At 53.7% G+C, this 17,887-nt stretch carries 15 protein-coding genes and 2 pseudogenes; 11 read left to right on the plus strand and 6 right to left on the minus strand.

Features of this window, described 5'->3' with window-relative positions; translation table 11 throughout:
• Positions 1-14: 14 nt before the first annotated feature.
• On the minus strand, positions 15-692 hold the full coding sequence (locus tag PFLQ2_RS17860; RefSeq protein WP_003180251.1) for a phytanoyl-CoA dioxygenase family protein: 678 nt from the start codon (positions 690-692) through the stop codon (positions 15-17).
• A 284-nt stretch (positions 693-976) separates the two neighbouring features.
• Between PFLQ2_RS17860 and PFLQ2_RS17855 the strand changes: the two genes are divergently transcribed.
• From PFLQ2_RS17855 to PFLQ2_RS17840, 4 genes are all read left to right on the plus strand, one after another.
• The gene (locus PFLQ2_RS17855; RefSeq protein WP_003180253.1) at positions 977-1,762 is read left to right on the plus strand and encodes an SDR family NAD(P)-dependent oxidoreductase; all 786 of its coding nucleotides are present in this window, start codon (positions 977-979) and stop codon (positions 1,760-1,762) included.
• Positions 1,763-1,849: 87 nt separating this feature from the next.
• Positions 1,850-2,590: an NAD-dependent epimerase/dehydratase family protein gene (locus PFLQ2_RS17850; protein ID WP_003180255.1), complete on the plus strand. Its 741-nt coding sequence runs from the start codon at positions 1,850-1,852 to the stop codon at positions 2,588-2,590.
• Between the two features lie 67 nt (positions 2,591-2,657).
• A complete protein-coding gene (locus PFLQ2_RS17845; protein ID WP_003180257.1) occupies positions 2,658-3,290 on the plus strand; it encodes a hypothetical protein in 633 nt (210 codons plus the stop codon).
• Between the two features lie 4 nt (positions 3,291-3,294).
• Positions 3,295-3,600, plus strand: a complete 306-nt coding sequence (locus PFLQ2_RS17840; RefSeq protein ID WP_003180259.1) for an NIPSNAP family protein — start codon at positions 3,295-3,297, stop codon at positions 3,598-3,600.
• Between the two features lie 583 nt (positions 3,601-4,183).
• Here PFLQ2_RS17840 and PFLQ2_RS17835 read toward each other — a convergent pair.
• The gene (locus PFLQ2_RS17835; protein WP_003180261.1) at positions 4,184-6,169 is read right to left on the minus strand and encodes a M10 family metallopeptidase C-terminal domain-containing protein; all 1,986 of its coding nucleotides are present in this window, start codon (positions 6,167-6,169) and stop codon (positions 4,184-4,186) included.
• 298 nt (positions 6,170-6,467) lie between these two features.
• Positions 6,468-7,091 (minus strand): TetR/AcrR family transcriptional regulator, encoded by a 624-nt coding sequence (locus tag PFLQ2_RS17830; protein WP_003180264.1) that lies wholly within the window; start codon positions 7,089-7,091, stop codon positions 6,468-6,470.
• A 152-nt stretch (positions 7,092-7,243) separates the two neighbouring features.
• Here PFLQ2_RS17830 and PFLQ2_RS17825 point away from each other — a divergent pair, with 152 nt between their 5' ends.
• The 4 genes from PFLQ2_RS17825 (at position 7,244) to PFLQ2_RS17810 (ending at position 10,639) form a co-directional block, all read left to right on the plus strand.
• On the plus strand, positions 7,244-8,002 hold the full coding sequence (locus PFLQ2_RS17825) for an SDR family NAD(P)-dependent oxidoreductase (protein ID WP_003180265.1): 759 nt from the start codon (positions 7,244-7,246) through the stop codon (positions 8,000-8,002).
• 71 nt (positions 8,003-8,073) lie between these two features.
• A complete protein-coding gene (locus tag PFLQ2_RS17820; RefSeq protein WP_003180267.1) occupies positions 8,074-9,036 on the plus strand; it encodes an SDR family NAD(P)-dependent oxidoreductase in 963 nt (320 codons plus the stop codon).
• A gap of 138 nt (positions 9,037-9,174) precedes the next feature.
• Positions 9,175-9,825, plus strand: a complete 651-nt coding sequence (locus tag PFLQ2_RS17815) for an NADPH-dependent F420 reductase (protein ID WP_003180269.1) — start codon at positions 9,175-9,177, stop codon at positions 9,823-9,825.
• Between the two features lie 79 nt (positions 9,826-9,904).
• Complete coding sequence (locus tag PFLQ2_RS17810) at positions 9,905-10,639, plus strand: gamma-glutamyl-gamma-aminobutyrate hydrolase family protein (protein WP_003180271.1); 735 nt, start codon at positions 9,905-9,907, stop codon at positions 10,637-10,639.
• Positions 10,640-10,683: 44 nt separating this feature from the next.
• Here PFLQ2_RS17810 and PFLQ2_RS17805 read toward each other — a convergent pair whose 3' ends face one another.
• The 3 genes and pseudogenes from PFLQ2_RS17805 to PFLQ2_RS28715 form a co-directional block, all read right to left on the minus strand.
• Positions 10,684-11,322 (minus strand): hypothetical protein, encoded by a 639-nt coding sequence (locus tag PFLQ2_RS17805; RefSeq protein WP_003180273.1) that lies wholly within the window; start codon positions 11,320-11,322, stop codon positions 10,684-10,686.
• A gap of 617 nt (positions 11,323-11,939) precedes the next feature.
• Positions 11,940-12,179: pseudogene (locus PFLQ2_RS28710) on the minus strand (helix-turn-helix domain-containing protein); the annotation flags it as partial.
• A 446-nt stretch (positions 12,180-12,625) separates the two neighbouring features.
• Positions 12,626-13,470 (minus strand): annotated as a pseudogene (locus tag PFLQ2_RS28715) (IS3 family transposase); the annotation flags it as partial.
• Positions 13,471-13,811: 341 nt separating this feature from the next.
• Here PFLQ2_RS28715 and PFLQ2_RS27680 point away from each other — a divergent pair.
• From PFLQ2_RS27680 to PFLQ2_RS17780, 3 genes are all read left to right on the plus strand, one after another.
• On the plus strand, positions 13,812-14,573 hold the full coding sequence (locus PFLQ2_RS27680) for a phosphoribosyltransferase-like protein (RefSeq protein WP_033045969.1): 762 nt from the start codon (positions 13,812-13,814) through the stop codon (positions 14,571-14,573).
• A gap of 356 nt (positions 14,574-14,929) precedes the next feature.
• A complete protein-coding gene (locus PFLQ2_RS17785; protein ID WP_003180284.1) occupies positions 14,930-16,321 on the plus strand; it encodes an ATP-grasp domain-containing protein in 1,392 nt (463 codons plus the stop codon).
• Positions 16,322-17,884 (plus strand): asparagine synthetase B family protein, encoded by a 1,563-nt coding sequence (locus PFLQ2_RS17780; protein WP_003180286.1) that lies wholly within the window; start codon positions 16,322-16,324, stop codon positions 17,882-17,884.
• Positions 17,885-17,887 lie beyond the last annotated feature (3 nt).

The raw sequence follows: 17,887 nt of genomic DNA on the forward strand, positions 1-17,887 counted from the left end.
CCACCCAAGGAATGCTAACCCCCAAAATCAAAACCCAAAGGCTCGAACCGCTCGCTCGTGTCCATGCGAATATTTCTCAAGCTCACGGTTTCCAAATGCGACGCGTACAACGACTCCGAAAAATAGCTGATCAGAATGGAGCGTCGGCGAGCGCCCATCGTATTCAGGCTACCCGCATGGACCAAATCGACATCGAACACCAGGATGTCACCGGCACAGCCTGCAAGTTGTACGGTCCGTGACTCGTCATTGAAGTCCAATGGCGCGGCTCCCGCTTCGGGGCGATGGCTGCCGGGAACGAGACGGGTCGCGCCGTTTCCAGGGCCATAATCGTCGAAAAAAGCCAGGGCAATCGCGATGTCGCCTGGCCGTTGCGCCGATAAGTCGCGGTGCAGTTGCTGGTGGCCGCCACCGGCAAGAGGCTCGCGGCCCTCCACCTGTGAGAGGAAAAACCGCTCGGCGATCAATTCTCCTGCCACCGCCAGCACCTGAGGCAGACGGCACACCGCTTGAACTCGCGCATCGTCGTCCAGCATCGAATGACGCCAGTCCATGCCACGCGGCACGGGCCATTGATCCGACGGCCTTACGCCGGCATCGAACATGGCCCGAAGATCGTCCAACCACTCGGCTGGGATCGCGCCACGGAGCAGGGCGTAGCCATCTCGATGGAGTTGCTCGCGGCCAGTCATGATTCCTCAACTTCCTTGTGTGGGTGTTGGGAAGGTTAGTGTTCAAACCAAAGGAAGGCCACCAGGCAGATGGGGCGCCCAATTCATGAGGGCTCTAATGGACCGAACAGGCGTCAAGTCATGGCTGAATATGATTGCTGCTCGGTGGTTAAGCTAAGGTCTACTGGGGAAACGGTATGGCCAGGCTCGATCGCTTGAATGCTGTTAAATGTGAGGGTGTTTGGGCAGTTGTCTCGGTTGGCCTGACTTCCACTCTCCTACACATCAAGTACGTGGGGAACACCATGTTGAATACTGGGTTGAGAGGACACGTGGCACTTATCAGTGGTGCCGGAAGTGAAGTTGGGATTGGTATGGCAATTGCTCGCAGGCTAGGTGCATCTGGGGCGAGGCTGATCGTCACGGCCAGCAGTAACCGCATCGCTGATCGAGTCAGCGAGCTACGCGCCGAAGGGTTTGAAGTTGAAGGCCGCCCAACTGACCTCACCGATGAAACTCAGGTGCGCGAATTCGGCAAGTGGGCAGAGTCGGTCTGGGGGCAGGTGGATATTCTGGTGAACAATGCGGGGATGTCCATGCAAGGAAGCCCAGAGTCTTTCTCGGAACTGGCAGCGATGGATCTGCACGAGTGGAATCTTTCACTGGCTAGAAACCTGACTACGGCTTTTCTTCTAACCCGAGCCGTTCTGCCCGGTATGCAGGCGCGAAATTATGGGCGAATCGTCCACATCAGTTCCACCACAGGCACCCGGTGCAGCAATCCGGGCGAAGCCGCTTATAGCGCCGCCAAGGCCGCGATGGTTGGCATGAGCATGGGGCTTGCACTTGAAGTGGCTAAGCAAGGAATTACCGTAAACAGCGTCGCTCCCGGCTGGATTACGACCGGCTCAACCTCACCCATTGAAGCCGAGGCTGGGCGCTTCACCCCAATGGGTCGGGCAGGCAGCCCCCGTGAAGTGGCAGCGGCGGTTGCGTTCCTGGCGTCTCCAGAATCCAGTTACATCACCGGTGAAGTCATCGTCGTGGATGGTGGAAACTGTCTGGTCGAGAATAAATCCCCCCAAGCCTGAAATTGACGTTTGTTCTTATCGAAGGTTGTAAACCGGCCACAAGGCTGGGAGGCTGGCGTCAGGTTTTTATCATAGGGACATGCTGAAATGAGAACACGAAAAATCCTGGTTACAGGTGCTGCTGGCAAGATCGGCAGCGCTTTTTGGGCAGCGCAAGACGACAAGTCGGATTTGCGTTTAGCCGATATAGACGTAACAACACTTCCTGACGCTGCACAGCGTGTCTCTCTCGATATCAGGGATCCAGGCAGTTGCCTTGAGGCTTGCGAAGGCATACACACCGTGATTCATCTAGCGGCTGACCCTAACCCGGACGCCGATTTCATGGCCTCGCTGCTCCCAGTGAATATCGTGGGCACTTACAACATGTTATTCGCCGCAAAGGCACAAGGTTGCAAGCGTTTCATATTTGCAAGCAGTGCCCAGGTTATCGAAGGATACCCAACGGATGTGCAGATACAGGAATGTATGCCACCTAAACCAGGCAACCTTTACGGGGTCAGCAAAGCGTTTGGCGAGGCTCTGGCTTCGATGTATGCAAACGATGGTCACATGACAACCATCGCCGTCCGTATTGCCAATGTCGCTGAATTTCAACAAGGTGAAAGCCACAGCCCCAGGGACGTAGCTGCTTTTATCAGCTTTAGGGATGTTGTCGCACTGCTTGAAAGTTGCGTTGACGCCGAGCTAAGCGGATTCCATGTTATCCACGGGGTCTCAGATAACAGGTATAAGCGCCTCTCGATTGATAAAAGCAGAAAAATTGTTGGGTACGCCCCCACTGATGATGGGTTTGAGATTTTGGAAGGACGCGTGCGGTCAGATTGAATGCATTTAGAGCCTCCCAATCCGAGATAACCTGCGAGCTTTCCCATAAACGACATTGGATACGGTTATGAAAAGCTCTTTGAGGACGCTCGGAGCTGGCCTCGCCAACAGTATGGTGATTCCCGCCGCTTGGTTGTCGGGACTTGTGACGATGGCATTCTTGTGGGGCTTCATAACGTATTGGCCCCAAGAGCTTACCGTCGAAGGCCGCCAACTTTTCCTGGCTTCCGTTTCGATTTTTTGTGTCGCCATATGGCACCTGATACGGCGCAAGCGACGATCAAAAGCGCTTGTTACATCCATCAACCTAAAGGAAGGACTGAGCCTTGACCATACTCAGCGGCTCGGCTATCCAGGCCCGGTCTTTTTCGTCTTTGACCTTTCCAACAAGAAACTCGCTCAGTGCCAAAGCGCCACTGGCGACTATCAAATTCGAGACTTTTCGTGGGTAACAGGCTGGCAGTATGAGTGGAAACAGATTGATACCAGGGTGACGGGCGGCGTTATTCGAGTAGTCGATGGGGCAGGCATGAGCGTTCCAGCTGACGCGCTTTACCGTAAATTCATAAAATTCACGCTGGTCCTGACGGTTGCCGATACAAGTCATCCTCTCCTGCGTTTTCCAATGAACCGGAGCGCAGCTGAAGAGTGGTGCGCCCGGTGTAATGTACTTTTCAACCGCCCGAATTCAAAGGATTGATCCCATGATTACCTGCCACGTCAAATATGTCATCGACCCCTATCAGGTCGATGCGTTCGAACGCTACTCCCGCCAATGGATCAGACTGGTGACCCGCTTGGGCGGTCAGCATCACGGCTATTTCCTGCCCGCCGAAGGGGCCAACAATATTGCGTATTGCTTATTCAGTTTTGCCAACCTCGCCGATTACGAGCGATATAGGCAGGCGGCAGCACAAGATCAGGAATGTGTACGTTTAGTGGAAGAGGCGACTGAGTTGAAATTTATCTTGAGCTACGAAAGAAGCTTTATGCGCCCTTTGCTTGAATGACTGGAGAGGCGATTTGTTATCCACTCGTCAACCCCAGCCACCGATAAACCAGGGACGCATAGACCTGCCGCTATGCCCCTCATAGGTTGATTTTGTTCCAAGCCGCTCTCGGCAATAAAACAAGCTGAACACCGCTGGAATAATTAATAAGTTGAACAGCCACATGCGTGCGTCGGCTGATTTCGAGGTGATCGTTGTAAGAAAGTTGATTAGCACTGCGCCGATGATCAGCAGGTTATAGGCGATATGACGACGTTTCGTTAAAGCAAAGCTTTCCCAGTCATAACTCAGCCACCCATGGGAAAATTTGTCACATGCAGGACATCTATGGGTTGGGCGGCAAGGAGTCTGCGATGTAACCACAGCCAGGACAGCGGTATTTCATGGCCTTTTCCTCTGTCGTTAGCTAAATACGCCATCTCGCATTTTCGTCGCTCTAGAACGAGACTTATCAAGGGGCGCGCGACAAGGACGGCACGCAGGCTATGTAAGGAGGCTAGCAGGACACTGTCTATTTACCACTGGGCTGCCTACCCCAATGCCTCGGGTACGGCCCAAGGCAAGGAATAACCGGAAGTACGTCCTACACCCAGTCGTTAGCGACTCCAATCAATTGCACCACCTCGTCTTCCGGCGGCTCGGCGAAGATGATGTTCAAGTCACGGTAACCGGAGTGATCCCCTACCAAGCTCAGCTCGAATCGAGCCCCAGATGCGTCGGCTTCGTAACTCTTCAAGTAGGTCAGGTTCTTGGCTTCGTTGACAACCACGTCCAACGTGCCGTTGTAACCATTCCCCAGCCGGGTAAAGTCCAAGGCAGACAAATCGATGGCGTCTTCCCCGGCCGTATAGTCAATCAAGCGATCAGTATGGTTTTCGGTGGCGGTGCGGTAGCTGTCGCTCAGTTCGTCAAAGCGGAACACATCGTTATTACCGCCACCCACCAATACGTCCCGGTCCGCTCCGCCAGCCAATACATCATTGCCCAGCGCTCCATAAAGGCGATCATCGCCCTCAAACCCTTCGATGGTTTCGCCTCGAGCATTGCCTTGTAAACGATCAGTCCCAACGGTGCCCATCAACCTGGCTTGCTGGAACAGGATGTTGGTTTCATTCAGGGTTTGGCTCAAGTCACCGTCGAAGACCAATTCGAAGCGCTCCCCATCCGCGTTGGCATCGAAACTCTTGAGGTAGGTCCTCGTCCCGCTTTCATCGACTCGTATCGCAAGCGTGCCGTCATGTCCGTTGCCCAACCCGAGGAAGCCCAGGGAGGAGAGATCGATCGTATCAGTGCTGGGGTCGAAGTCGGTGATTCGGTCGCTATGAGCTTCGGTGGCAGTCCGGTAACTGTCGGTGACTGACTGATACCGGAACGTATCGGCCCCGGCGCCGCCCGTCAGCAGATCGCGACCTTGCTGGCCATCGAGCAGATCGTCACCGGCCCCGCCAACGATCGCATCGTCGAACGAGGCGGTACCTAGCAAAAAGTCGTCCTCGCGGCCACCGTCGAGATGGTAATAGCCGTCGTCGGGATTGCCGAAGCTGTGGTCCAGGCTACCGTCGGCGTTCAACTGAACCAAGGCGGCCAGATAGCCATCCGCGCGGGTGCCTTGGCTTCCGCCGATCAATAGCTTGCCGTCGGCCAGCACGATCATATCGGCTACGGCGAAAGGCGCGCTTTCCGAGCCCCAACGTGCCTCACCCTGATCACCGAAACCGGTGTCGAGCGAGCCGTCGTCGTTGAGTCGGATGACGACCGCAACTCCGCCCGAGGCACCGGCCAGCAGGATCTTGCCATCGTCCTGTATCACGAGGGCGTCGGCGTGAACCTTCAGGGCCAGGCTGCCCCCATTCGCAAAGCTGGTATCCAGCGTGCCGTCCGGGTTGAGGCGGGTCAGGGTGTCTCGCCCCGTGACCAATACCTTGCCGTCTCCCTGCAACGAAACGTCGATCGTGCCGCTGGGTTGAATGCCGATGGACTCAGGTAGGTGCAGGACCCCAGCCTCTGCGAAAGATGAGATCAAGGTCCCCGTCGCGTCGAAGCGGGCAATGTAGATCTCCCCAGAGGGATACGCAGCACTTGCGAAAAAGCTGCCGTCGCGTTGGACAGAGAACGATGCTTGCTGGCCTAAAGAGTCATTCCAGTAGAAGGGCACCAGCGCGGTGCCGTCGTTCCCAAAACTGGTATCGAGGCTGCCATCAGCCAAGGTACGACTGACGCCAGACACCCAGGCGTCGCCTACCTTCACATACTGCGCCACCAGATAGCCCCCTCCCGGCTGCACCGCGCCATTACCGCCGTCCTCGATATCGAGCGCCACAGGGAGCAAGGATTTACCGTCTCCACTGAAGTTGCGGTCCAGGCTACCGTCGGCATTGAACCGGACCAGACTGCCGGTGAAACCCGAATCCTCTTCGCCCCCTAGTCCCAGCCGACTGTAAGCGCCAAGCCAGACAGTGCCGTCCGGATCGACCGCGATACCGGCGACGTTGTCTGAGCCCCACAGTGTCGTGGCTACCATGCCTGTATGCCGAACAGCTGAAGCGGCGGTTGAAATACGCTGGCTCATGTCTATGCCTCCAATGGCGATTTTGTCGCCAAAAACAATAGACACGGGGCAGTGGGGTTTCCAGTGACGAGACGACGGGAGGTTGTTGGATGGGCTTCTTGCTCTGCTGGGGATGCGACCAGTTTCCGGCGCCTGCGCAGAGGAATACGTGAAAAGGGGACAGATTTATTTGCTGGAAATAAATCCGTCCCGAATGGCACTTATTTAACAGCTAACTAGCTGATACGACTGCGAGAATCAGGTTTCCATTGGGTCGAAGAATTTTTACGCCACGCCCGAGCCAATCCAGCCGAACGCCTCATTGCTTTTCTGAAGACTTACGCACCTTGGCGACGCCGTCATTGGAAGGCCATGTTGCCAAAGTCTGGTCAACGACCAACTCCAAGACATCGCTGCTAAAACCGGCCTTGGCCTGGACAGCCATGCCGTGGAGCACCGCCAGCAAGTAGACGGCCAGCGCAGCGCTATTGGCTGTTTGTGGCAAGTCGGCTTCAAGCTTCGCGCGTTCGAAGCGCTCGCGTAATGACGCTTCACCGTTGGCTCGTGCATCTATCAGGGCCTGACGAACGGGCTCAGCATCGTCGGAGCCAGCCAGGACTCCATGAATGCCCAAGCACCCTAGGTGATCCGGAAACCGCGTATTCAACTCCACCGTTCTGCGCAGTATGTGTTCGACCACATCCCGTGAAGTCGGGAGATCCATCGCTGCCTGAAAGAAATCCAGGTAGTGCGTGTAGTAATGATCGAGCGCCCGCAGAAACAGGGCCTGCTTGTTGCCAAAGGCCGAGTAGAGACCAGGACGTTCAACGCCCGTTGCTTGCGTAAGGTCGGTATACGACGCGCCTTCGTACCCTTTGCGCCAGAAGACGGAAAGGGCGGCATCCAGCACCGCATCAAGATCGAATTCGCGATGTCGCCCCATCAGTTGGCCTCGGCTTTTTTCATAACGACCGATATTAAATACGTTGACAGCCTGTGTAAACTCAAATTAACTAACGATCGTTATCGTAATGGGCAGTATGGAAAATGTACGCCGCCCCGGTAGTGTTTCTTCACAGCAAAAGGTGGTCGCTCATGCATCGTTCGTTGATCGGTAAGGTGGCACTTATTACAGGCGGTTCGCGAGGGCTAGGCGCAACCACGGCCATGGCACTGGCCGAACTGGGTGCTGATGTTGCAATCAGCTATGTGGCGTCTGCTGAAAAAGCAGCAGAGGTCGTCAGGCAGTTACAAGCTAAAGGCGTACGCGCGCTGGCTATCAAGAGTGATCAGGCGGACATGGCCTCGGCCAAACCGATGGTCGACGCCGTAATTGCTCATTTCGGGCGCCTGGACATCTTGGTCAACAACGCAGCGATCGCTGTACAGGGCAAGACCGTTGACGCTCCGGATCTCGATACTGTGAATCTGGATCGTCAGTGGCAGATCAATGTCATGGGAACCATAGCAACTACACGCGCGGCGGCACCGTTGCTGACTGACGGTGGACGGATCATCTTCATCGGTTCTCTGTTAGGTGGCCACGTTCCGTTCGCCGGTGCTGCCGATTACGCAGGCACCAAAGCGGCCATCGCCGGGTACGCCAAGGGCGTGGCGCGTGATCTGGGCCCTCGCAACATTACCTCCAACGTGGTCCAGCCCGGCGTGATGCCCACCGACATGGCGGCTGAAGTGCTCGGAGAGGGGGCTCCCGACGCGCTGTTGGACTTGCACGCCATTCGCCGGATTGCCTCGCTTGAAGAGGTCGCCGCCTTGGTGTGTTTCTTGGCCGGCCCAAACGGGGCGTACATCACCGGGGGTGTGATCGACATTGCCGGCGGTTTGAGCATCTGAACCCAGCAACGGGGCGCCGTCTTTCGGGCAAAGCGCAACGTATCTTCCAATGAGCTTTACGGAACTCCACCATGACAAAGAAATTCGACGCAAAAACAACCGCTGACGATGTGCTTGCCGGCGTGGATCTTAGCGGCAAGCAATACCTCGTCACTGGAATCTCATCAGGAATCGGGCTGGAAACGGCACGCTCGCTCGTCGCCCATGGTGCCAGTGTGGTGGGAACAGCCAGGGCGCTTGATCGCGCCGAGTCAGCCACCGCTTTGATTCGCGATGCAGGCGCGCCGGGACAGGGTGATCTGGAGTTGATCGAACTTGATCTCGCCTCGCTGGGAAGTGTAAAGGCCGCTGCAGATCGGTTGGTCAAGACTGGAAAACGGTTTGACGCAATCATTGCCAACGCTGGTGTGATGGCTACCCCGTTTGGCCTTTCGGTCGATGGCTTTGAGGTTCAGTTCGCGACCAATTATCTCGGGCACTTCGCGTTGATCCGGCAATTGGACTCGTTAATCGCCGACAACGGTCGGGTTATCTTGCTGTCGTCACAGGCCCACCGAGTCGCCGATGTTGACCTCCAAGACCTTAATTTTGAACAGCAGGCCTATGACGCATTTGTCGCCTATGGACGCTCGAAGACCGCAGTCTCTCTTTTTGCTGCCGAGTTCGATAGACGCCATCGAGACCGTGGCATCCGTTCGGCCTCGGTGATGCCCGGTAACAGCCTGACTGATCTCCCTCGGCATTTTTCGCCGGAGGAGCTACAGGCTTTATTCGATTTCGTTGGCAATGCACGTTCACAGGCAAATCTGCCGCCGGCGGAGCTTAAAAGTATCGCGCAAGCAGCGTCCACATCAGTCTGGGCAGCCGTTGTGGCCGATGCTGACGAAATCGGAGGGCGGTATCTGGAGGATTGCGCGGTAGCCCCGGTAAATGACTCGCCTGTTCCGTTTGCAGAGGGCGTTCGGTCGTATGCCCTGGATGCGCAGATGGGTAAAAAGCTTTGGGATAAAAGCGAGGCGTTGATACAGATGTAAGGAAGGGTGAGCGCTCCTTCACGACCTACCCGGGGTTATCCGAATCGTGACGGACCGCTTTTAAGATGGCGGAGCTTGAGGATGTAGATTGGCATCACTCAGCTCCAGTGGTAGTTGGCACCGGAGATAGATTTGCTCATGACAACCATCGGCATCATTGGGGCAGGCGAGGTGGGCAGCAACATCGCACGTGCGGCCATTGCGAACGGCTACCAAGTCGTCATCGCCAACTCCCGGGGCCCAGAGACACTAAAGGCGTTGGTCGACCAACTTGGCCCGTTAGCACGTGCTTCAACGGCTATCGGCGCGGCGCAGGCAGGAGATTTTGTAGTCATAGCCGTTGCGTTGAAGATGATCAATGACATGCCGACGCAAGCGCTTGCAGGGAAAATTGTCATCGACACGAATAATTATATGGCTTGGAGGGACGGCCAGTTTCCCATCGTCGACGAGGGCGTGAAGACCGTTCATGAGCTGCGACAGGAACAGCTGCCTACTTCCAAAGTGGTCAAGGCCTTCACGCACATCCAAGCGCCAAGAATCAACCTGTGGGGGCAGGCTGCCGATTCTCCGGACCGCTTGGCTTTAGCAGCCTCAAGCAACTTTCCTGAAGCCGTAGAGTGTGTGAGGCGCCTATATGACCAGTTCGGTTTCGATACCGTCGACAACAGCCCTTTGAGCGAATCTTGGCGCACTGCACCAGGGCAGCCAGCCTGGCGGCAAGAGCGCCAGACCTACGCGCAACTGTCGGCCAATATTGAGAGCGGGCGGCCCCTGCGCAACAGCTAAATGGAACAACCGAGCCCGCGCCACAATCCGATCCATAAACGCCTGCCATAAAAAATCGGGGGTCAAATCGCGTCTGCCCATGATCGGAGTCATTGCCTGCTCAGGCAAAATCGGTCCGCACACCGTCCAGCTCAGCAACGACAAATATGCCCAGGCTGTCGCCACCGCGGCCGAAGCATTGCCGGTCATCCTGCCGGTGTTTCCCGCGCTGCTTGACCCGGTCCACATCCTTGCCGGGCTGGACGGGCTGCTTTTCACCGGTTCTCCCTCCAACGTCGACCCCCGTTGCTACGGCGGCCCACCCAGCCCCCCAGACACCGAGCACGACGAGGCCCGCGATCAATTGGCGCTGCCGCTCTGGCGCGCGGCGGTCGAAGCGGGCGTTCCGGTGCTGGGTATCTGCCGCGGCTTTCAGGAAATGAACGTCGCCTTCGGCGGCACGCTCGATCAACAGCTCGATGGACCAGGCGCCGAGCACGAACCTACGGGCAACGAACCCGTTGAAGATCAATACGCCCGCACTCATGCCTTGACCGTCCAGCCGGGTGGGGTGCTTACGCGGTTGGGATTGGCGCAGAAGATCGAAGTCAATTCTGTCCACGGCCAAGGCATTGCGCGAGTGGGGCAGGGCCTGCGGGTCGAGGCAGTGGCCGAAGATGGGTTGGTGGAAGGGCTTTCGGTGGAAGGCAGCCAGGCGTTTGCCTTGGGCGTGCAGTGGCATCCGGAATGGCAGGTGATGGAAAATCCGGATTATCGAGCGATATTCCAGGCTTTTGGTGAGGCGTGTCGCAAGCGGGCGGAGCAGTCGCGATGATGGCTGCGACTGCATCCGCCACGGCACGGTGAGTGGCGTGAGCCTTATGGCTTAGGCTTGCCCAACTGCTTGCCCGTCTCGGTCACGATGGCGCTGAGACCCTGTTCGTTGATCTTCTTCCAATCGCTGTCGGTGGCCAGTTGCATGCTGTCGCGTGCGCCGGAAATGACTTCCAGTGGCGCTGCGCCTGGGGTTTCGATTTTCAGGTGGGCCTTGTTGTTCACCGCCACGCTGAACGCGCCTGGAGAGAACCACGACCAGTATTCGACGATGTGCACGTTCACATTGGCGGCGCTTGGCGTGGGTGTGCTCACCACTTGGTAACCGGCCTGCTGATAGGCTGTCGCCACCGCATTGCCCACCAGTTGCGACACGGTTCGACCCGATGGCAGCACTACGTCGCCCAGCCCTTTGCCATAACCGTTGCGTTTGCGGCCGACGGCCCGTTGGGTGACGCTGGTATCGTTCACTTCCGCATCGTTCTTCAAGGAAGGAATATCGGCGCTGCGGGGATCGACCTGGAACACCCGCTCATCCACTGCGCTGATGTACACCTGCTGCCCTTGGCCGGCGGTGCTGGCTTGCGGCGCGGGGCCAATGATATCGACCTCGGAACGGCTGGTCGCGCACCCCACGAGTGAGGCGAGGGCGATAGCGGCGGCGATGGCTTTGAAAGTTGACATGGTTGCTCCTGGCTGTTCGGTTGTCCTTTTCCCCGGCCCTTGGACGGACGTTGGGGCAGCAGAGCTTAATGGTTGCGCGGGGATTGGGGAAGCTTGGTTTGTGGCTTAATGCCATTATGTGCTGGCGACCCCGTTCCAAGGTGAACGTGCGGGTTTTACACCCAGGCGTTAGCGACTCCGATCAATTGCACGGGCTCGTCTTCCGGCGGCTCGGCGAATGTGATGTTCAAGTCGCGGTAAGCCGCTTCTGTCACAGCTTTGCGATCCCCTTCAGGCTCACGCATTTTTGGTAACTGACAACACCTTGATCAGTGCGTCCAGTGACCAGGCGTTGATTCTTGCCGATGTCGACTTCGGTCGGTTAGGGACCGGCCGCTTTCGGCCGATTCTGTTGAAAAAGTCGGCCATGGTTGCCACGGCAGAAAAGTACGCGCCTGAGGTTGAAATCTTAACTTTGGGCAGAGGCTTCCAAGCTCAGATTTCACGTAGCAGCGTGCAAAAAAGGCGTTTTCACCGTCCAATATTCAGGCCATTTGGGCGAACCGACTTTTTCAACAGAATCGGCCAATAGCTGCCGGTCATGAATATCTTCGTTTCATTTTTAAACCGCGAGATGGTTAGGGCCTTACGGCGCTGATATTTCCGAGGATCCTACCGGCATCTTTTGCAGGAGGAAGTCCAAATAATCGTGCGTAATCTCGACTGAACTGAGTTGCGCTTTCGTAGCCAACCTCAAAGACCGCAGCCATGACACTCTTCGCATTGGCCACCATCAGCGTCCTGGTCTGCAGCAGCCGTACCCGCTTCTGGAACTGCGAAGGGCTCAGATTGGTAACTGCCTTGAAGTGGCGATGAAACCGATAAAACCGCAGTCGCCAATGGGCGCATTTCGCTGGACGAGGAGGAAAGCTCCCAATGCCAGCGTCCTTTGGTGGGGCAAAACGTTGGGCAATCATCGTTCAGCATGTAGTTCCATTCGTTGCTTTCCCACATCCACGGCGCGGGCTGAAGCAGACTTGGAGAGGTGCCTTCTCTATAGACGGCCACTTCATGGTTTCGACCATTACCCCAAACCTCGACCGGTCGCGCTTGGAAATATTTGAGGGCGCGCTCGCGTAGTTTGAAGGCTGCCAGTCGAGCGTCGATGCCGCTTTGCACCTGCGCTGGTGTCCTACCCTCGGCCACTTCCATCACTGCCGTTCCGATATCAATGTCCAGTTGATGCAGAGGTTGCAGATCCAGGTAGAAGCGTCCGATTAAAGGCTCAGGCAGCTGGTCCGCACACCCCGCTTCTAGGATGATCCGAAGGCCTGCCACACTGCTCATAAGCCATATCCAGCGCTTTGATCACCAGCTCAGCGTCTGGCTTTTCCGACAGCGCTCAGCACACGATCCGACGAGTACAAAGATCCAGGACGACAGCTAGGTAATGCCACTTTCCTTGCGCCCAAATGTTGGTGATATCGCCGCACCAGGCTTGATTAGGCGCTGGAACGTCGAACTCGCGGTTCAATGTGTTCGGGATATCCAGTTTTTCTACTGCTGCTCGTTTGTAGGCATGGGAGACGGGTTGTTTACTGACTAAATCAAGCTCGCGCATCAAGCTACGCACTTTGAACCGACCGAGTTGCTCACCGTCTTCACGCATCAGCGACAGGATTCTGCGACTGCCCGCAGAGCTGCGACTTTGCGGGAACAGCTCACTGACGCGACTACGCAATCGAAGCCGTTCTACATCGGGCGTGCGGCGCCGCGGGCGCTGGGCGTAGTAGCACGAGCGAGTGACGTCAGACACCTTGCACAGTCAATCAACCGGCTCATGTGCGCTCAACTGGTCAATCAGCGCGAACGCTCGGGATCTTCCGACATCAAGAGCGCGGTAGCCTCTTTTAGTATCGATTTCTCTCGCTCAAGCCGAGCAATCCGGGCTTCCAGCTCCTGAATTTTTTGCTGTTCCGGAGTCAGTGCCTTGCTCTGCGGGGTGACGCCTGTATGTTCTTTCTGAATCTGGTCAACCCAGCGGCGCAATGCCGACTCACCAATGCCGAGTGAACGGCTGGCTTCGATGTAGCTGTAGTTTTGTTTAAGCACAAGGTCGCCAGCCTCGCGCTTGGATTCAAGAAGGAACGGCGTTGTTTGGTCAGACACCTCGATCTGGCGAGCATTCTCACCTAAATGGATGTCCGGCTTCATTAGACCACTACAATCATTAGAGAAGAGGGTGGTTGTTACCGAAATGTGGCAGTTATTTTCAATTCCTACATTTGGCCTTACGCTTGCCTTTCATGATCAGTCTCATAAGCTGGACCGGTCGGGGAGGCTGGGGATACACCGCAACACTAGCACTGTGGAGGCTTGTTTCAAAATGTAAACGGAGTATTGCGTGCCTGTGTGTTTCGCATGTAGTCTAATTCTATTGCACAGTCTGAGTGCACCGGCCAGGGAACACGGCCGCGAAAAAGCAATGATTACATAGCACAGGATTGTCTATGGCTTTTCATGACCCAGAAGTAAACCATGGCCTGCTTGAGGATGTCCTGGACCGTTTTTGCGTCCTTCTCGAGAAAAGAGCCATCACCGGCATCGGCAAAATTAGACTCGACCGCTGGATCGTAAATTTTCGTACTGATGAAGAGCACTACTTGGCGGCATGCATGCTGAACCGCCTGATCTATCGCTCGCAGGCGATAATCATCGAGAGCTCTATCGACCATCTGCTCAACTGCCTATTACCGACGTACCTGCGGAAAATTGACCATTTTCCTCGGCTCGACATTGAGAACTTCCTCGAAGTGCTGCAACTCGACGACAGCGACTTTCCGATTCGGATTGTTGGTGTGGACGGCAGTCGCGCGTTCGACGCGGGCAAAAGCGGCGGTGTAATCATTCGCCAGTACAAACGGTACGCCGGAATACCCAGATTCTTGACCTGCCGGTCCGATGCGCTTAGTGAACTTTCAAGAGTTGTCCGGCGCCTCGTTTCTGTCGATGACATACTGGGGACGGTTACTCAATTCGACAAACTCGCAAAGGAACATGCCCTGCCTGAAAAAGAGCGCGTCCACATCGTTTACTGTCCTCTGATCGCTCACGCGGCGGGCCTGAAAGCACCCAAAGACGCGTGTCCTTGGCTGATCGTCCTTCCGGTGGAAGTCTTCGATCACCGACATAACTTCTTCAGCGAGCTGAAAGACCACCCCGGGATCTGGGAAATATGCGAGCCGAAAATAAAGCCGCAGCTAATGCACTAAATAATTATGCAAATGTTTCATGACTACCATGGCCAAGAAGGGCTGGAGATTCAACTCACACAATAGTTGAATCAACGCGCATAGCGAAGAATCTAAGGGAATAGATTGTCATGCTGAACTACCCGAGTGAGCGCAAGCTGAACGTCCTGGGTCATGCCTTTTCTGAGCGAGATCAGCTGCCCATATAGCTCATTTAACTTCAGTAGATCGAACCAGTAGAGATATTTATTATCTCGCTGAGATTAACCTTCTAGTGCAATTCCAAAAAGATCTATACCGATACCCGGGTGGCATACGGTGCATACGTTAGCTCACTATCTTATTACACAACGACGCCAATTATCATGGAGCTACACATGAAGCCCGAAATACTAATCTTTATCGACAACGATTATCTATCAACCTCATTATATTTATATAGAAAACTTCACTTTCAAGCCGCGGCAAAAGAGGGCATCAGATGCATAACAATCATCGCAAAAGATAGCAAAAATATCAGGGAGTCCAGCGATGAAAGTGACGAAGTTGTCTTGGTTGATAGTATTGAAACTAGCGAAGTACTCTGCGCAATAGAACGTTTAAGTCGCATATACAACGTGAAAGGACTGTTTTGTTACCCGGCGCATGTCACACCGCGTGGGGACGCCAACTATGCAGTTGAAGAGGTCGCTATTAAATGCGGGCTCAAATATTACAGCGCCGAGCCGCTAGAAAACTGCAATAATAAGCACCTAATGCGTTCACAACTTAGCAATATAAAAGGTGTTAAGCCAGTAAAATTCCGGCTATTCAATGGGGATTTCGAAACTATTGATGAGCTTATATTTCCCGTTGTGATGAAGCCAGTATATGGAGGCGGCTCGGCGTTTGTCTCGATATGTGATGACCGGAAGGGTCTTGAAAAGGCATACAATCACTTCATACAAAGATTTCCTGACGTACCTGGAGCATGTTCTTTCTCAGGAACTAAAAAATGGCTTAGCTCTTCAGAGGAAGGCCCAGTTCTATATACTCCGGGTGTTTCCGTTTTAATTGAAGAATTCATCGAGGGGCCTGAAGGTTCTTTAGAGTGCTTAGTTATCGACGGTAGCATTCACCCGATGCTAATCTTCGAAAAGATGATAACAAGCAATACTTCTAATACGGTATTAGAAAAGGTCATAGTCACACCGCCCCAAAGCTTTTCCAACGACCAAATTTCGATAATAGTATCAGCTATTAGCGATTCTATAAAAGCGCTGAAGATAAAGAACGGATTTTTACACGTTGAGTTCAAATTATCCCCAGGCGGCCCCCAGGTAATTGAGGTAAATCCTAGGCTGGGTGGGTTCTTCGTGGACGAAGCTCTTAAGGATTTGTGCTCATGTGATGCGTATTCTTTAAACGTAAATTACCTAACAAATAAGCCAGTGACCATAGGGCATTATTTGGGGGATGACCTTCCGATCTTGCCTGAGGACGCCGTATACGCGATGCTCCTATTCTATCCAAATCGCTCAGGCTACATCAAAGCTATAAAACTCCCAGAAATTGATTCTGCATGTGAGATTTTATCGCAGGTACTGCCTACTACTAACGGGCACAAAGATGGATTCTTCGATGTAGAGAACGAAGAAGCTTATATCGCTAAGTTGTGGGTGAGGGCAACGTCCATAGATGAGATACTTAACTTCCATAAAAAGTATGAGAAAAATATTGAAATCGAAGTATCTGAATATAGCGAAGACAAATTAATGGGGGAGTGCTAGATGTGTGGGATAGCTGCAATATTTGAAACGTCTACTAGTTCTGATGGACGGCGCGACATTGAGGCTACTTTATTAGAAATGTTGGGGAGAATCTCTCATAGAGGCGCGGCTGAAAGATTTGGAGAGCGTTTTATATTTTCTAATGCTGCCATTGGTACCAATCGCTTGCCTATCGTGGAGAGAGAAGAAAATAATCAACCGTTCATAGATAAAATTTCTGGCCACGCAATTATATTTAATGGCGAGATTTATAATCTCGATGAATTGCGATTGATTTTATTATCGCAACGAGTGGAGTTTTTAGGCTGCTCAGATACTGAGCTGGTTCTTAGAGCCTATATTCACTGGGGAAGGTCTTGTCTGAGCCGGTTCAATGGAATATTCGCCTTTATTATCTACTCACCGGAAGACAACACTGTTTTTGCTGCGAGGGATCGGTTGGGCGTAAAGCCTCTATACTGGGCTCAAGTGGGATCCGTCCTCTATTTCGCATCGGAACTGAAAGCACTGATTGGGCTGAGCAACAAGACACAAGAAATTCTCCCCGGATATTATTGGGAGGATGGTCAACAAAAAGCATATTATTTAATTAGCGAAAGCATAGAGCTGAAATTTGATTGCAAGTCCGCGGTAGCTAAATGCAACGAGTTACTGCACCTTTCGGTAAAACGCCAAGTTAATACGGATCTTCCGGTTGGAGTAGTTTTCTCTGGCGGGCTAGACAGCGCGATTATTCTTTATCTTGCTAACCTATATCATAATAACGTCACCGCGTACACGGTAGGCGTGCCTGGCTCATCTGACGTAGTATTCGCTCAGAGACTATGCAAAGAACTCGGCATAAAAATAGTTGTTTGTGATGTTGATCGCGCAGACCTCATGCAATCTATTAGAACACACATATACGTGTCTGAGCAGTTTGAGCCTGTGGATATAACTGACGCATTAACTATAAATGCTGCTTTCTCCCGGATGAAAGAAGACGGCATACGTATAGCTTTATCTGGAGATGGAAGTGACGAGCTATTTGCTGGTTATGACTTCTTTCAAGGGGTCAGTGACCGTCGTGCACTTCAATTACATAAGGTTAGGAACTTGTATCGAACTGATCTACAACGTGTGGATAGAATGAGCATGTTCAATACGGTGGAATGCCGTGTGCCGTTTCTTGATAAAGATCTTTTCGATTTTATAATCTCGTTACCAATGGAATTTCATGTAAGAGATGATTTTACGAAAGCTTTGCTTAGAGACGCCTTCTCTCTCGAATTACCAGATTATATCACTCGGCGACCAAAAATGAGAATGTCAGAAGGGTCAGGTATAGGCGGACTCATATTTGACGTACTTCAATCCATGAATCAGAGCCTGGATTACAAGCCATTTCCGCTAGAAGATGATGCAGTTAATAATGCTGCTTTGATATTCCAAGAGTTCGGCTTTGGGCTTCCAAATAGTCGATATAAGATACAAGGTCTCGACTATCATAGCGGCGGATGGACGACCTCAAAAACTGCAGATATTGACAAAAATCTTATCAGTCACCCTGCCATCCAAGGATAATAA

The sequence above is a fragment of the Pseudomonas fluorescens Q2-87 genome, from assembly GCF_000281895.1.
GTDB classification, from domain to species: Bacteria; Pseudomonadota; Gammaproteobacteria; order Pseudomonadales; family Pseudomonadaceae; genus Aquipseudomonas; species Aquipseudomonas fluorescens_S.

Excerpts from the sequence above, each read along its gene's own strand:
- PFLQ2_RS17780 (WP_003180286.1), top strand. The coding sequence starts at position 16,322 with ATGTGTGGGATAGCTGCAATATTTGAAACGTCTACTAGTTCTGATGGA.
- PFLQ2_RS17815 (WP_003180269.1), top strand. The coding sequence starts at position 9,175 with ATGACAACCATCGGCATCATTGGGGCAGGCGAGGTGGGCAGCAACATC.
- PFLQ2_RS17805 (WP_003180273.1), bottom strand. The coding sequence starts at position 11,322 with ATGTCAACTTTCAAAGCCATCGCCGCCGCTATCGCCCTCGCCTCACTC.
- PFLQ2_RS17820 (WP_003180267.1), top strand. The coding sequence starts at position 8,074 with ATGACAAAGAAATTCGACGCAAAAACAACCGCTGACGATGTGCTTGCC.
- PFLQ2_RS27680 (WP_033045969.1), top strand. The coding sequence starts at position 13,812 with ATGGCTTTTCATGACCCAGAAGTAAACCATGGCCTGCTTGAGGATGTC.
- PFLQ2_RS17785 (WP_003180284.1), top strand. The coding sequence starts at position 14,930 with ATGAAGCCCGAAATACTAATCTTTATCGACAACGATTATCTATCAACC.
- PFLQ2_RS17810 (WP_003180271.1), top strand. The coding sequence starts at position 9,905 with ATGATCGGAGTCATTGCCTGCTCAGGCAAAATCGGTCCGCACACCGTC.
- PFLQ2_RS17850 (WP_003180255.1), top strand. The coding sequence starts at position 1,850 with ATGAGAACACGAAAAATCCTGGTTACAGGTGCTGCTGGCAAGATCGGC.
- PFLQ2_RS17835 (WP_003180261.1), bottom strand. The coding sequence starts at position 6,169 with ATGAGCCAGCGTATTTCAACCGCCGCTTCAGCTGTTCGGCATACAGGC.
- PFLQ2_RS17855 (WP_003180253.1), top strand. The coding sequence starts at position 977 with ATGTTGAATACTGGGTTGAGAGGACACGTGGCACTTATCAGTGGTGCC.
- PFLQ2_RS17825 (WP_003180265.1), top strand. The coding sequence starts at position 7,244 with ATGCATCGTTCGTTGATCGGTAAGGTGGCACTTATTACAGGCGGTTCG.
- PFLQ2_RS17860 (WP_003180251.1), bottom strand. The coding sequence starts at position 692 with ATGACTGGCCGCGAGCAACTCCATCGAGATGGCTACGCCCTGCTCCGT.
- PFLQ2_RS17840 (WP_003180259.1), top strand. The coding sequence starts at position 3,295 with ATGATTACCTGCCACGTCAAATATGTCATCGACCCCTATCAGGTCGAT.
- PFLQ2_RS17830 (WP_003180264.1), bottom strand. The coding sequence starts at position 7,091 with ATGGGGCGACATCGCGAATTCGATCTTGATGCGGTGCTGGATGCCGCC.
- PFLQ2_RS17845 (WP_003180257.1), top strand. The coding sequence starts at position 2,658 with ATGAAAAGCTCTTTGAGGACGCTCGGAGCTGGCCTCGCCAACAGTATG.